The organism is Ornithinimicrobium sp. INDO-MA30-4 (assembly GCF_021535045.1).
Classification (GTDB): Bacteria; Actinomycetota; Actinomycetes; order Actinomycetales; family Dermatophilaceae; genus Ornithinicoccus.
Genome location: NZ_CP091056.1, coordinates 1,641,381 through 1,654,989, shown reverse-complemented (window position 1 = coordinate 1,654,989; position 13,609 = coordinate 1,641,381). Strand labels below are relative to the sequence as shown.

Genomic DNA, 13,609 nt, shown 5'->3' with positions numbered 1-13,609 from the left:
ATCGGCTATCAAGCAGGGATCAAGTTGCTGCGCAGTGGCGCCGAACTGATCGTCGCGACCCGATTCCCGCGCGATGCCGCGGCTCGTTATGCCGCCGAGCCTGACTTTGCCGAGTGGGGCGATCGTCTCGAGGTCTTCGGGCTGGACCTGCGGCACACCCCGAGCGTGGAAGCGTTTTGCTCGCACATCTTGGATACGCGCGATCGACTCGACTTCATCATCAACAACGCCTGCCAGACGGTTCGCCGTCCGCCAGGTTTCTACGCCCACATGATGGATGTCGAGACCGCCCACTTGGCCGATTTGCCTGAGCCCGTGCTGAAGTTGGTCGGCAAGCAAGAGGGGCTGCGCGGCTATCACATGCTGAATGCCGACCCCGATGATGCAACGCAGAGTGCCGCGGCCACGACGGACGTTCCAGGGTGACCCGAGCCGCGGAAATGTCCCAAATCCCGCTGGTGCCTGAAGACCTGGCCTCCGGTGACCTGTTCCCGGCTGGGCGGCTTGACCAAGACCTTCAACAGGTTGACTTGCGAGAGCGCAACTCATGGCGGCTTCTGTTGCATGAAGTGTCGTCGGTGGAGTTGTTGGAAACGCAACTGGTCAACGCCGTTGCGCCTTTCATTATTAACGCTCGTCTGCGGCCGTTGATGGATCGCACCGAGGGCAGTCACAAGCACGTGGTGAATGTGTCAGCCGTGGAAGGGCAGTTCTACCGGCGGTTCAAGACGACCCGTCACCCGCATACCAACATGGCCAAAGCCGCGCTCAACATGATGACTCGCACGGCCGCGACCGACTATCGACAGAGCGGGATCCACATGAACAGTGTGGACACGGGATGGGTGAGCGATGAGGACCCAAGGGCGGTGGCCTCTCGCAAACGCGAAGAACACGGCTTCCACCCGCCGCTCGACATCGTGGACGGGGCTGCCGGATTGTTGACCCCATCATTGATGGCGTTAACACCGGCAATCACCTGTGGGGCCAGTTCCTGAAGGACTATCGAGCAACCGATTGGTGACGCAGGGTGAGCAACTCCTGCAGCATCTCCACGACGGCTAGTTCGTTGCCTACGCGATAGAGCGCCTTGGTCTCACCGAGTCCGACTTTGACGGTTACATCGTCTGCGGACAAACACTCAAAGGCCAACTCGTCCGTGGTGTCATCACCGGCAAACAAGATGGCCCCGGCGTTGACCTCTTGGGCCAAGTCCAGTAGCGCTGGGCCCTTGCCGACATTGGCGACGGCAAACTCCAACACGTCCTTGCCCGCCGTCACGGTGAAGTGCTCGTGGCGATCGGCCAAGGCCATCCCGGCCGCGTTGATATCGGCCGCCAGCGCTTCCGCCAAGCCGCGGGTGTGCAGCACCCGGGCTGATGGCTTCTCTTCGATGCGGGCCAGCGGATGTTGGGAGCGCAACTCTTCAACGTCGTTGTCGAGTGCATTCAGGGCGTTCTGCTCCGCGGAGGTCAGGCGATGCCCTTCGGCGGTGGAGTCCCAGGAGGGCTCCGCGCCGTGACTGCCGACCAGCACGAGGTCGTCAGGATGGCCCGTCAGGATGCGCAGGGAGGCTAAGTCTCGGCCCGAGACCACGGCGACGGTGGTCTGGGGGAGTGCGGACAAGTCAATGAGGACTTCAAGCGCGCCGGGCACTGCGCGGGCATCCATGGGTTGGTCAGTGAAGGGGGCCAGGGTGCCATCAAAATCGACCGCCACCAGGACATGCGGCTGGTCAGCGAATGCGCGCAGCGCAGTAAGAAGCACGGCGGGCGCCGAGGGGGTCATAGGTCTGCTCCAGGGGCGGGTGTCACAGGCGGACAGGCTTTTCGGGGGCTGCTGCCAAGCTGCGAGATAACGATGCGCCCACGAGTGCACGTCGTGAGCGCGAACGCGACGGCGCAGGCTGCGCATCCGGGCTCTGCGATCTTGGGGATCGTCGTTGATGGCCCGCAGGATGTTTTGCTTCATCCCCACGATGTCGTGCGGATTGACGGTGTAGGCCTGCGTGAGCTCTTGGGCCGCGCCAGCGAACTCGCTCAAGACCAACGCGCCGCCAAGGTCGTGGCGGCAGGCGACATACTCTTTAGCTACCAGATTCATCCCGTCGCGAAGGGGCGTAACCAGGAGCGCATCGGCGGCCAGGAACAGGGCTGCCATCTCCTCACGGGGATAGCTTTGATGCAGATAATGCACGGCTGTCGAGCCCAGCCCGGCGTGGTCGCCGTTTATGCGCCCCACCAGGCTCTCGACCTGCGTGCGCAACTCCCGGTATGCGGCCACTCGCTCGCGACTTGGCGTCGCGATTTGGACCATGGTCGTGCTGGGAGTCGTGATCTCGCCATCTTGGAACAGCTCAGTGAGCGCCCGCATCCGATGTCGGATGCCCTTGGTGTAGTCGAGTCGATCAACGCCGAGCAGCACAGTCTCAGGGTTGCCCAGCGAGGTGCGGATCTCTTTGGCTCGCGCCTTCACTGCAGGCGTTTTGGCTAGGGCTTCCAAGCCAGTGAAGTCGACAGAGATTGGCACCGCTGCGCAGCGCACGACACGAGGGTCTTCGTCAGCGAGCACCCCGCTGGGGTTAGTGGCTGTCTTGTTGTGCGCATATTCGCTGCCCGGTTGGTAAGTGACGACATCGCCCTTATTGCTGGTGCCAAGCAACTGACGACAAGCACGGGTGAAGTTGCCAGCGTCGGTGGTGCGCTGGAAGCCGACGAAGTCAGCCCCCAGCAACCCGCGCAGCAAGTGCCGACGCCAAGGAAGCTGAGCAAATAACTCAACTGGCGGAAAGGGGATGTGATTGAAAAACCCGATCCGCACGTCGGGACGCAACTCGCGCACCAACGCCGGCACTAACTGCAGTTGATAGTCATGGATCCACACGGTGGCCCTCTGCGCGGCCACTTCAGCGATCGCGCGAGCGAAACGCTCATTCACGGTGCGGTAAGAAGCCCACCACCGGCGGTGAAAGGTCGGCTCAACGATCACGTCGTGATAAATCGGCCACAGCGTTTCGTTGCTGAAGCCCTCGTAGTAATCGCGGAACTCGCGCTCACTCAAGCTGACGGGCTGCACGTCGAGGCCGCCCTCGGTGGTGAACGGCTCGGGTGCTTCACCGGCCTCGCCAGCCCAGCCCACCCATACCCCGGTCCGGTCTTGCATGACCGACTCCATAGCCGTCACTAGACCGCCTGGGCTGGTGCGCCACTCCTGCGTGCCGTCCGGATGCACGATCCGGTCCACGGGTAGGCGGTTAGCGGCAATGATGAAGTCCGCTTGCTTGTTTGACATGCCACTCCCTCCTGGTGTTGTCACCGAGCCTACGTCAGCGCGCTGACAGGCCTCCTTGCTGCATTCAGCGAACTTCCAGCCGAAAAGCCCTAACGTGGGGTGTGTGAATGCCCAAAGCACCGCTCCCAATGAGCCAGAGGAACCTCGCCGCATCGGCGACTATGTCCTCGGGCCATGTTTGGGTGAGGGCGGCATGGGTGTTGTGTACCGCTCAACAGACAGCCAAGACCGCGAAGTGGCGATCAAGGTGCTGCGCCCGCATATCGCCGGTGACCAGCAGGCCCGCGAGCGCCTGCGTCGTGAAGTCGAGACCCTCGAGCGCGTGGACCACCCGCGGGTAGCCGCAGTCCTTGATGCCGACGTCGACGGGCCCTTCCCGTACATCGTCACTGAATACGTCCCGGGCGTGCCGCTCGATGCGCTGGTGGAAGAAGAAGGCGCGCTGAGCCCTGAGGGCCTGGTCCAACTTGGCCGCGGCCTCACCGAAGCGCTGTCGGCCATTCATGGCGTGGGGATCGTGCACCGCGACCTGAAGCCAGGCAATGTTCTGATGAACGGCGGCGACCCGGTCGTCATCGACTTTGGGATTGCCCAGGTCGCTGACGATGTCCGCCTCACGATGACCGGCATGGTGATGGGCACACCCGGCTACCTGGCGCCCGAGATTGTCGAAGGGGCTCAAGTCACTGAGGCCACCGACTGGTGGGGTTGGGCAGCACTGCTCGCGTATGCCGCGAGCGCCAAGCCACCGTTTGGTCGCGGTCCCATGAGCGTCGTTCTCGACCGCGTCATTCGGGGCGCTCGCAACTGGGCGGAGTCGATGAAGAGTTGCGCCCGTTGCTTCAGGCCGCCTTGCAGCCTGACCAGTCAAAGCGGCCAGACTCCACTGAAGTGATGAACGCGCTGCAGGCCTATGCCGAGCATCGTCCAGTCACCGCCGAGTTGACTCGGGCCATTCCCGTGCCCAAGCAGGGCAACACGCCGGATCAACCGTGGCCAGCGCGCGCGGCTTTCACTGACGATGCCACTCAAATGCATCCGATCATCGATGCCACCACTGTGCAGCCGATTGCGTCGACCCGCATGCAGCCACAACAGATTCGGCCGCAGCAGCCCAGGCCGCCGCAGGCTCGGGGCAACCAGCCCGGCATGCCCCTAGCGGTCCGCCACAGCCGCGACACCCTCAACAAATGCCGCCACCGTATGCGTCGCAACCGTATGGGGCGCAGCAGGGCCGCCAGCCAACCGACTATCGCCAGCAGCCCCCACCGGGTGGCTGGCCTCAGCAGCAACCGGGCCCAGCCAACCCCTATCTGGCTCCCGGGCAGCGGCCCCAGCAACCACCCCAGCGCTACACGCAGCAGGGGCAGCCGATGAATCCGGCTGGACAGATGGCGCGACCGAACCCGATGCAACCGGGCATGCAGCCTGGGCAGCAGCAACCGCTGGCCCAGCGCCCACAGGGTGATCCGCGCATTGGGCGACCGATGCGGACCGGCACGCTTGCTGCGCTGCTTTTGCTCTTTGTGGCGCTATCAATGGTGGCGCCATTTGTCGCGTGGGGCTGCTTGGCGATCTGGTCAGTCTTGAGCCGTTGGGTGGATCGCACGCTGACTGGTTTGGTCTTGCGCCGCCACGAGGCTGGCCCACGGGGCAGCGACGTGCCGATGGCAATGTTGGCTGCGCCGTGGCACCTGGTGACGGCTGTGCTGACCGGTGGACTTTCGTTAATCTTGCCGGCCGCATTCGCTGCGGTCGCCGCTGGTGGCGCGGCCTTTGGCTTGCAAGTGTCTGGACAACTAGCTGACGCGGCCTATCACCCGATCCCGGTAGCCATTGGCTCTGCGCTCGGGGCCATGGTCGCGTGGTGGGGCCCGGGTGGGGTCTCTTTGCGCCGCGGATCGCGCACGATGATTCGCGCTGTCCTGCCTTCGGGGCCGGCTGCCACGATTGGTGGAGTGTTCATTTTGGTGGGTGGCGGAGCCCTGATGGTGATGGCCTTACTAGAGGGGCAAGACGTCTCCCTGTGGCCCTGGGACGCCTCTTCAATCCCCATCCTCAGCGACTTAAAAAACCTGAACGTGCCCTAGCGAGGGTCTTCTAGGGGTTGGGCAATCGGTCAAAAAGACGTAGCGTGGTCAACCCCTGCGTCATGATCGGAAGGTTTTCCTGATGAGTTCGACTGCAAAACACCGCGCGTCGTCGCGTCGCGGCCCAGTAATTCGTAAGGTCACGACAGCCACAGCGGCTGGTGCCACCATTGCCGGCGGAATGATGTTGACTGCGGCTCCAGCCCAGGCCGACACCGTCTGGGACCGCCTTGCGGCCTGTGAATCTAGCGGCAACTGGAGCATCAACACCGGCAACGGCTACTACGGCGGTGTGCAGTTCTACCAGCCGACCTGGGTGGGCTTCGGCGGCCAGGAGTACGCCTCGTATGCGCACCAAGCCACGAAGGCGCAGCAGATCGCGATCGCACAGCGCGTGCTGGCTTCTCAGGGCCCCGGCGCTTGGCCGGTTTGCTCGGTTAAAGCTGGGCTGACTCGCTCCAACGGTGGTGCTGACCCCAACGCCCAGGCTGGTGGCTCGAGCGGTTCCTCGGGTGGCAGCTCGTCGAGCAGCACCGTCACGCGGTATGTCTCGGCCAACGTTGCAGCCAATGTCCGCTCTGGTCCGAGCACCGGCTACCGCGTGGTCGACACCATCGCTCGTGGCGAGAAGGTGACCGGCACGCTGCAGAACGGTTGGCTCAAGCTCTCCAGCGGTCGCTACATCGGTGGCGCTGTGTTGTCTTCATCGTCTGTGGGCGGCGGTTCCTCGGCTGGCTCCGGCTCGAGCGCCTCACTGAAGGTTGACGGCATCCGTGGCCCGAACACCACTCGTGCGGTGCAGGCCTGGGTCGGCACCACACAGGACGGCAAGTTGGCCCGAACACGACGCGTGCCTTGCAGAGCAAGGTCGGCACCTATGCCGACGGCGTGTGGGGCCCCAACTCGCAGGCTGCCCTGCAGGACTACCTCGGCATTTCTCGCGATGGCTCGACCTACATGAACTCGCGCACCGTCGCGGTGTTGCAGCGGCACTTGAACGCTCGCTGACCTGTAGGACTTACACAAACACCCTCCTGGCGGATTGCCGGGAGGGGTTTCGTGTTGTCGTGAGCCGCTCGATTTTTGGGCCGATCAGTGTTTGGTTAGACTCGGCTGGTCGATCCGCGTGATTGGCGTGCTGGCGTGGCGCAATTGGTAGCGCACCTGTCTTGTAAACAGGTGGTTGAGGGTTCGAGTCCCTTCGCCAGCTCTCCATTTCACCAGGGACTATAGCCCTCTGACCTGCGAAGACACACCTCCGTCCCCGTCACGACTAGCGTCAGGCGTTGACACGCATGCCCACGAAGTCACACCCTTAGTGCACGTATGATGCACGAAATGGGGCTCGCATGGTGACGAGACGAGGCTTCGGGACGCTGCGGCGGCTGCCTTCCAAGCGGTGGCAGGCGACCTACATCGGACCCGACCTGCAGCGGCACGGTGCACCACACGTTCACCTCCAAGATGGACGCCGAGGTGTGGCTGGCACATGAACGGGCGCTGGCCGAGAGCGATGACTGGACGGCGCCCAAGCGTCGGGTCGAGGTCGCCGAGCGGTTGGCTCCGCCGACCTTCGGCGAGTACGCCCGCCAGTGGCTGGCCGACCGGCCCCTCAAGCCGCGGACGGTGGAGGGTACGAGCACCTGCTGCGGCGCTACATCGAGCCGGAGTTCGGTGAGCTCCTCGTGGCCGACCTCACGCCGGCCCTCGTGCGCCGGTGGTGGGCGGGCCTGGCCCCGGAGCACCCGACGGTCAACGCCCGCGCTACGCGCTGCTGCGGGCAATCCTGTCGACCGCGGTGACGGATGAGCTCCTGGCCACCAACCCGTGCCGCATCCGGTCTGCCTCCAACCCTCCCACCAAGAAGGAGATCCGGCCGGCGACGGTGGACGAGCTGGCGGTCATCGAACGTGAGATGCCAGCGCGTCTGCGCGCCCTGGTCTGGCTCTGCGCGTGGTGCGCCCTGAGGTCGGGGGAAGTGCTCGAGCTGCGGCGACGTGATCTTGACCTGGACCGTGGCGTCATCAAGGTCACCCGGGCGGTCTCCTGGGTCAAGGGACAGCCGATCATCGGCACGCCGAAGTCGGCCGCCGGCACCCGTGAGGTGAGCGTGCCGCCGCACATCGTCCCCGCCCTGGAGCAGCACCTGGAGAAACACGTGCGGCCCGGAGCAGGTGTCTTGCTCTTTCCCTCGATGCGCGACCACGAGCGCCAACTGCAGCCGACGGTGCTGCACACGGCTTGGCGCAAGGCCCGAGCCGCTGCCGACCGCGAAGACCTGAGGATCCACGACCTCAGGCACACCGGAGCCACCATGGCCGCCATGACCGGCGCCACGCTTGCCGATCTCCAGGCCCGACTCGGACACTCGACAGTCGCGGCAGCGCTGCGCTACCAGCACGCCGCACAGGGTCGTGACGCCGAGATCGCGGCCAAGCTTTCCGAACTCGCCCACCCTCCGCAGGAGTGAGTGGGGAGCCAGAGGTCCCGACTGGGAGGGGCGTCACATCACGCCCAGGCGCCGAGGGGCCGTTCAGCGAAGTTCCCCGGGCGATCGCTCCCCGATGCGTCACTTCGCCCAGATTGATGCACAATGCCTAGATCAACGACACGCTCGTATCGTTGGATACTCATCTTGTTCATACTTGTGCCCACCGGCTTGTGCGACGCCGGAGTGGCGAGGAGGCAGTGAACGCAGATGCCTGACCCGCTGACAATACAGCCCCGAATCGGGTTTCTGGTCGACGGCGACCCCGACACCGAACTCATGACCGCGCTCTACGAGCACGACAGCCTCGGTGTCCGCGTCAGGGTTCCGTACCACGTGTGGAGCGCCGATCTGAGGGGCCGCTGGTGGAGTCAGGAACGATGTTCGCGGACGACCCCGACCGCACCAAGCACAGTTACAGCCCCCGAGCGAACTCGACTACTACGACAACAAGGGGACCGTCGGCCTCATCGGCTGCCGAAGCGGGCCATCAACGCAGAGGTTCGGCAGCAAAAGTCCCGACGCGGGAGTCGGAATGATCCGTGCGTCCTTTGCCATTGAGGGCGCCGGCTTGGCGAAGCACTATGTCAAGCCCAACGGCCTCCGCTCGGAGATCGACGGTCTGGCCTACTGGCTTGGGTACTCAGCTCTCAGGTCCACCGTCACCTTCAAGAAGGACGGCTCCGGCCGTGCGATGACTACCAGCGCCACTCCTGTCGACGACATGGAACTTGGTCGAGCGCTGAACCTACGGGCAATGGCCCGGGCTACCAGCTCTGGACAGCAGACCCTGGAGGTAACCTATCGGAGCCTGGTGTTTCTCCAGACCTTCGCAGAGGCTCCACGCGAGTGGAGCGATCACCTCACCCTGCATTTTGGAGTACGGGACCTGTTGCGGATCGCCGCGTGGAAGCCCCTGAACTTCCAATCCCACGAGGCCGCAAGCACCAAGGAGACCTTCACTTTGAGCGGGGTGGAGCGGCAGCCTTGGTACGCTGTTAGGACGGCCATGACCTCCATGTCGAAGGCGACCTGGACGGTCAACGACCGGTTCCTATTCAACTACGCTGACATCGGCCGAGTGGGGGTAGGGCGTTGGCTCAAGCTCGCAAAGCAGTACACGCGTGGCATCGACCCCTTGGTGCGCCTACTCGATCTTGCGGGAGCGACTGTCGATGCCCACATGATGCAGTTGGGCATCGCAATGGAGGCGGTCGGCTACCAAGCACTGATCGATTCTGGGCGTTCACCTGCCTCAGCTAACTCTACAAGCGTCAAGAGTCGAGTCGAATTCCTCTTGGTGGAGACGGGCAGTGCTGTCACGTTCAACACGACCAACTTCGCTCAGGACTTCGCCGACTCGTACAACTCCGTAAAGCATGCGAACCGCGCACCCGTCGCTCCCGCGACGAAGGCTGAGCACTACCAACAGGGGGTCCAACTGCTCCGTGCCTGGATCGCTTTGCGACTCGGACTCAAAAGGCGGTCCTCAGAGATCGCTGGTAAACGTGCTCATATTCTCGGAGCCTAACCTCGGCTCCGCCCGATTTTACCGTGACCTCACCAACTCGGCGGTGGTCGGGTCGCAGCGGAATGATCTTGGCCCATACCGCCGCGTTTGACACACCCCGCGCGGTGATCCCTTGACGGCTTGTGGCCTTGTGCCCGGTGGTGAGCACCGTGGTGGTTGCACGTCGTAGCGTCGGTAATGATGCCGTCGGGGTTGCCCTGTACTTGAAGGAGTCATCGACGTCCCCGACGCAGGTGCAGCTTGTCGCTCCGAGCGCGGTAGGCGGCGATGACTCGGGCCAGAGCCGGCTCTATCTCGGCCAGGTCGTCGAGTTCCATGCGGTTGGTCTGCAGCGCCCAGTCGAGTCGGTTCAGCACGTCAACCCACCCCGCGCCGACCGAGGGGACCGGGGCACGGGCACCTGCACACGACGCTCCTCGACGACCTTCTCGACCTTCACCACCTCGACCACGCGGTCGACGACTTCGACTGCGGCGAGGCCGGCGTCGGCGGCACGCCGTTGCTCCCACGCGCGGTGGCGGCAGGAGCTGGAGCACCACTTCGGGACGCGCCCGCGGGGAGGAACGGGCACTTCTGCCCGGCACCATCCGCAGACGACCTTCTGCCCCAATCTGCGGGGCGTTGTGGGCGCGTCCCCAACGCTGGGGACGTTGCTGGCAGGGGGGTCCATCTGCGTCTCCGGTGAGTCGCTACTACACGGTTCCCTATCGTGCCAACGATATACCCTACTGGTGGACAGCCCTATCGGAACCAGTCCTTATAGCTGGCCTGAAGCAGGCGACGCCCCGCAGGTCAGGCGCCCGGAATGGGAGGCGTCACGCTCCGTCGTTCGGCGCTTCGTAGGGTCCCGGTTTGTCAGAGTCCGAATGCGCCGCCGCTGACGAGGACGGCTATGCCGAGGCCGATCAGGACGATCGGGAAGAGCACGTGTTCCCATCGCTCGAGCACCTCGGCGATAGGCCTGCGGGTGGCGACATACCTGGCGAGAAGGACCAGCACGCCGACGAGCAGCAGGAACACGACGCAGAAGATGACCACGGTTGCCGTGCTGACGTTCAGGAACACCGGGACGTAGACGCCGATGTTGTCTCCGCCGTTGGCGAAGGTGACCGCGGCGACAGTCAGGATGCCGACCTTCTTGCCCTCGACCTTCTCGTCGTCGTCGTCACCGTCGCCTCGCCATGCCTGCCACGCCGCCCAGATACCGAGCGCCAGGGGATGAGCCCGAAGTAGGGAATGGCGCTGGAGGGCAGGATGAGTCCGGCTCCCCAGGCGACCAGCAGCGCAGCGCCGAGGATGGCGGTGAACCCCAGGTACTGCCCCAGCGCGATCCTGGTGGTGGTGCCTCGTTGGCCGGCGCCTCGGGCAAAGAACAGGGAAAGAATGATGATGTCATCGATGTTGGTGGCCATGAACAGCCCGATCGCCTGCAGGACCGTGGTGAGGATCACCGGCTGACCTCGCAGCCGGCGACGGGGCACTGCGGATCCAGGCACGGGGCGTCCTCGTTCACGGCGAGGGTCACCTTGACCAGCGCGAGCAGCGCGTTGGTGAGGTGGGGGTCGGCGATCGCGTAGAGGGTGTCGTCCCTGCGGTTCGGCCACGACGATGCCGCAGTCGCGCAGGCAGGTCAGGTGGTTGGACACGTTGGGCCGCGTCAGGCCGAGGTCCTGGGCAAGTCCAGCAGGGTAGGCAGGTTGTTCGAGCAGCGAAAGCAGGATCCGGGCCCGCGTCGGATCTGCCAGGGCCCGGCCGATCCGGTGCATCGCGTCCAGCCTGGAGGGAGAGTCAGCATGCGCTGAACTATACAGTATTTGCTGAACCGTCCGTGAGCTCGGGGTGCAACGGGAAGTCGTCAGCTTCGGCGTCGGAGGTGGGTGTCGCGTTGGGCGGTGTAGGTGCTCCAGTCTCGTGCGGCTAGGGCGGCCCACCGGGTGGCGGTGTTGGGGGCGAGGCCGAGGATGTCGGCGAGGATCGGGGTGGGCATGCTCGCGGCGAGCTGGAACATGGCGGCGTTGCGGGCTGCCCTGGGTTGGATGCCGCGTTCGACGAGTTGGGCGCGGACGTTCTCGGTGGCCAGGTGCTTGCCGGGGATGCCGCCGGGGAAGAGCCAGGTGTCGGGACGGCTGACGTAGGAGGCCTGCCCGCGACGGGTCAGGTGGGTGCGGACGAGGCGGTCGAGCGGGTCGGGCAGCTCGACGGGGAAGGTGTCGAACGTGGCTGTGGTGACGCCGTCGGGGTGGACGGTGATCTGGTGGGCGCGCATGCGGGCGACCCGGGCCAGGGGTTGGGCGTAGAGCAGGACGAACAGGCCGGCGACGCGGGCGTAGAGGCGGATCGTGTCGTCGTGCAGGAGCAGCTGGATGTGTGCCCACCTGTCCTCGTCGGAGAGGGTGACGGCGGGCTGGGTGGTGGGGCGGGTGGCCACGGACAGATCCCCTCCGAGGCCGGTGCGGGCGCGCCAGGCCAGGAACGGTCGCAGCGCGAGGGCGCGGGCGCGGTGCTGCTGCGCGTACCGGTCCAGGTCGTCCTGTTCGATGTCGGTCAGGACGGTGCCGTCCTTGGTGAGCCAGTTCATGAAGCGGGCGGTGACGACGATGGTGGCCCGCGCGGCGGAGATCGCGCCGTGGGTGAGGGTCCCGTGCTGCTCCTGGCGGCGCAGCCTGCTCAGCACCTGCCAGCGGGCGAACCGGGCCAGTACCTCGGACTGCCCGGCCGGCAGGGTGCTCAGCAGCTCCTCCAGCCAGGGGCTGACCCGCTCGAGCTCGGCGTGGAAGGGCGGCAGGACGCCCAGGGCGGTGAGCAGGTCGCGCAGGTAGGTGTTGGTCCTGTCGGCCGGGAGCGTGTCGAAGGTCGCGTGGGAGATTTCGAGCTCGTCGCGGGCCATCGCGCCCAGGGTGGCCGGGCCGGTGGAGCGGGTGAACCAGTACAGGGTGCTCTGTGGTCGCGGGCCCGAGATCAGGGCTTCGTACACCGGCCGCAGTCGCGGGTTGATGCCGCCGTCGGGGCCGGACAGCAGCGCGGTGGCCTTCTCCTTCAGGGCGCAGTGCCCGCACAGCCGGCCCCACGGGGAGTCCTCCTCCCGCAGGCGGTGCAGGCGTAGACGGCCTCGTTGCCGGTGCAGGGCGCGCACGCCGGCCGGCGGTCGGCGTCGTAGAAGGCCAGCACCCTGATGTTGGCGCAACCGGGGCAGGGTTGGGCGGTCCGGGCGAAGCGCAGGGTGCAGCGCTGGCAGACCGCCTCCTCCAGGACGATCCGGGTGCACCGGTCGTGTCGCCCGCAGTGCGCGCAGTCCTGGCGCGGCAGCCGCGCCCTTGGGCTCATCCGTCCTCGGGCGGGCGGCGGACCCGGCCCGGATCGGGCGCAGGTCAGCGATCCCTGGACCGCGGTCCCCGGTGCCGGTCTTGGCGGGTTGGTCCTCGACGACGGTGGGGACCAGCAGGTCGTTGGGTTCGCAGTCCAGGATGTCGCACAGCGCAGCGAGGACCTCCATGTTCAGCCGTTGCGGGGTGCGGGCCACCAGCCGGTAGACGTGCTCTCGGGACAGGTGGACCCCGCGCTCGGCCAGCAGCGGGACGAGCTCGGAGGTCTGGTACATGCCGTGGGTGGCCATCACCTGGCGCAGGTTCCACCCCATCACGGTGCGGACGGTCATCCCTGGTCCTCCTGATCGGTGGGTGCGTAGACGCGGGCCAGCGCGGCCTTGAGGGTCTTGTCCTTGAAGTCGTTGCTGACCGAGGCGTAGATCGCGGTGGTCGAGGCGTAGGCGTGCCCGACCTGTTCCTGGACGAACCGTTCGGGGTAGCCGAACTCGACCAGGTGGGTGACGTAGGAGTGGCGCAGGCAGTGCAGCGACAGCGCCGGGTCCAGGCCCGCCTGGTTGCGGACCGTGGCGAAGCGGGCGTCGAAGTGGCGCAACGACCCGGGAGAGCCGCTCGGTCACCCACAGGGCCGGGTGGCCAGGCACGCCGAACAGCGGCCTTGCCTGCTCGACCCACTGGCGCATCCCCTCGATGGCCCAGTCGAACTCGGGCACCGCCAGGACCGTGCGGCGCCGCGGGTACCGCCGCGAACGGCCTTGCCGTAGCGGACGTGCACCGAGCCGTAGGTACCCCACCGGGGCACGTGCGGGTTGGGCCGCAGGTCGGCCACGTCCAGGCGGCACAGCTCGTTGCGGCGCAGGCCGAACGCGTAGGCGGTCTTGAAGAC

General features: G+C 65.7%; 13 protein-coding genes, 1 tRNA gene and 2 pseudogenes. 10 read left to right on the top strand and 6 right to left on the bottom strand.

Annotated features, from left to right (window positions below; genetic code table 11):
- The first annotated feature begins 24 nt into the window (after positions 1-24).
- Complete coding sequence (locus L0A91_RS09630) at positions 25-426, top strand: hypothetical protein (RefSeq protein WP_235244172.1); 402 nt, start codon at positions 25-27, stop codon at positions 424-426.
- Entirely contained in the window at positions 423-998 is a 576-nt protein-coding gene (locus L0A91_RS09625) for an SDR family oxidoreductase (protein WP_235244170.1), read from the top strand. Before L0A91_RS09630 ends, L0A91_RS09625 begins: the two co-directional genes overlap by 4 nt.
- A 4-nt stretch (positions 999-1,002) precedes the next feature.
- Here the strand turns inward: L0A91_RS09625 and L0A91_RS09620 are convergent, their stop codons facing one another.
- Positions 1,003-3,291: a bifunctional alpha,alpha-trehalose-phosphate synthase (UDP-forming)/trehalose-phosphatase gene (locus L0A91_RS09620; RefSeq protein ID WP_235244168.1), complete on the bottom strand. Its 2,289-nt coding sequence runs from the start codon at positions 3,289-3,291 to the stop codon at positions 1,003-1,005.
- A 103-nt stretch (positions 3,292-3,394) separates the two neighbouring features.
- On the opposite strand from L0A91_RS09620, the gene L0A91_RS09615 reads away from it, so the two are divergent.
- The 8 genes from L0A91_RS09615 to L0A91_RS09580 all read left to right on the top strand — a co-directional run bounded on the left by L0A91_RS09615 (position 3,395) and on the right by L0A91_RS09580 (position 9,400).
- The gene (locus L0A91_RS09615; protein ID WP_235244167.1) at positions 3,395-4,186 is read left to right on the top strand and encodes a serine/threonine-protein kinase; all 792 of its coding nucleotides are present in this window, start codon (positions 3,395-3,397) and stop codon (positions 4,184-4,186) included.
- Entirely contained in the window at positions 4,186-4,668 is a 483-nt protein-coding gene (locus L0A91_RS09610) for a hypothetical protein (protein ID WP_235244166.1), read from the top strand. Before L0A91_RS09615 ends, L0A91_RS09610 begins: the two co-directional genes overlap by 1 nt.
- On the top strand, positions 4,665-5,381 hold the full coding sequence (locus L0A91_RS09605) for a hypothetical protein (RefSeq protein WP_235244165.1): 717 nt from the start codon (positions 4,665-4,667) through the stop codon (positions 5,379-5,381). The genes L0A91_RS09610 and L0A91_RS09605 overlap by 4 nt, the downstream gene beginning before the upstream one ends.
- Before the next feature lie 82 nt (positions 5,382-5,463).
- Positions 5,464-6,342 carry a transglycosylase family protein gene (locus L0A91_RS18935; protein WP_311197759.1) on the top strand — a complete coding sequence of 293 codons (879 nt, stop codon included), beginning with the start codon at positions 5,464-5,466 and terminating at the stop codon, positions 6,340-6,342.
- 176 nt (positions 6,343-6,518) lie between these two features.
- Positions 6,519-6,591 (top strand) — tRNA-Thr (locus L0A91_RS09595).
- A gap of 230 nt (positions 6,592-6,821) precedes the next feature.
- Positions 6,822-7,190: a hypothetical protein gene (locus tag L0A91_RS09590; protein ID WP_235244164.1), complete on the top strand. Its 369-nt coding sequence runs from the start codon at positions 6,822-6,824 to the stop codon at positions 7,188-7,190.
- Complete coding sequence (locus tag L0A91_RS09585) at positions 7,180-7,851, top strand: site-specific integrase (RefSeq protein ID WP_235244162.1); 672 nt, start codon at positions 7,180-7,182, stop codon at positions 7,849-7,851. The genes L0A91_RS09590 and L0A91_RS09585 overlap by 11 nt, the downstream gene beginning before the upstream one ends.
- Positions 7,852-8,338: 487 nt before the next feature.
- Positions 8,339-9,400 carry a HEPN domain-containing protein gene (locus tag L0A91_RS09580; RefSeq protein WP_235246588.1) on the top strand — a complete coding sequence of 354 codons (1,062 nt, stop codon included), beginning with the start codon at positions 8,339-8,341 and terminating at the stop codon, positions 9,398-9,400.
- A 212-nt stretch (positions 9,401-9,612) separates the two neighbouring features.
- Here the strand turns inward: L0A91_RS09580 and L0A91_RS09575 are convergent, their stop codons facing one another.
- The 5 genes and pseudogenes from L0A91_RS09575 to L0A91_RS09555 form a co-directional block, all read right to left on the bottom strand.
- Positions 9,613-9,756 carry a hypothetical protein gene (locus L0A91_RS09575; RefSeq protein ID WP_235244155.1) on the bottom strand — a complete coding sequence of 48 codons (144 nt, stop codon included), beginning with the start codon at positions 9,754-9,756 and terminating at the stop codon, positions 9,613-9,615.
- A 499-nt stretch (positions 9,757-10,255) separates the two neighbouring features.
- Positions 10,256-10,851: pseudogene (locus L0A91_RS09570) on the bottom strand (cadmium resistance transporter).
- Positions 10,848-11,166 (bottom strand): annotated as a pseudogene (locus L0A91_RS09565) (ArsR/SmtB family transcription factor). Before L0A91_RS09565 ends, L0A91_RS09570 begins: the two co-directional pseudogenes overlap by 4 nt.
- A gap of 89 nt (positions 11,167-11,255) precedes the next feature.
- Entirely contained in the window at positions 11,256-13,055 is a 1,800-nt protein-coding gene (locus L0A91_RS09560) for a helix-turn-helix transcriptional regulator (protein ID WP_235244153.1), read from the bottom strand.
- Entirely contained in the window at positions 13,052-13,318 is a 267-nt protein-coding gene (locus L0A91_RS09555; protein ID WP_235244152.1) for a tyrosine-type recombinase/integrase, read from the bottom strand. Before L0A91_RS09555 ends, L0A91_RS09560 begins: the two co-directional genes overlap by 4 nt.
- Positions 13,319-13,609: the final 291 nt, after the last annotated feature.

Excerpts from the sequence above, each read along its gene's own strand:
- L0A91_RS09610 (WP_235244166.1), top strand. The coding sequence starts at position 4,186 with ATGAACGCGCTGCAGGCCTATGCCGAGCATCGTCCAGTCACCGCCGAG.
- L0A91_RS09560 (WP_235244153.1), bottom strand. The coding sequence starts at position 13,055 with ATGACCGTCCGCACCGTGATGGGGTGGAACCTGCGCCAGGTGATGGCC.
- L0A91_RS18935 (WP_311197759.1), top strand. The coding sequence starts at position 5,464 with ATGAGTTCGACTGCAAAACACCGCGCGTCGTCGCGTCGCGGCCCAGTA.
- L0A91_RS09605 (WP_235244165.1), top strand. The coding sequence starts at position 4,665 with ATGAATCCGGCTGGACAGATGGCGCGACCGAACCCGATGCAACCGGGC.
- L0A91_RS09620 (WP_235244168.1), bottom strand. The coding sequence starts at position 3,291 with ATGTCAAACAAGCAAGCGGACTTCATCATTGCCGCTAACCGCCTACCC.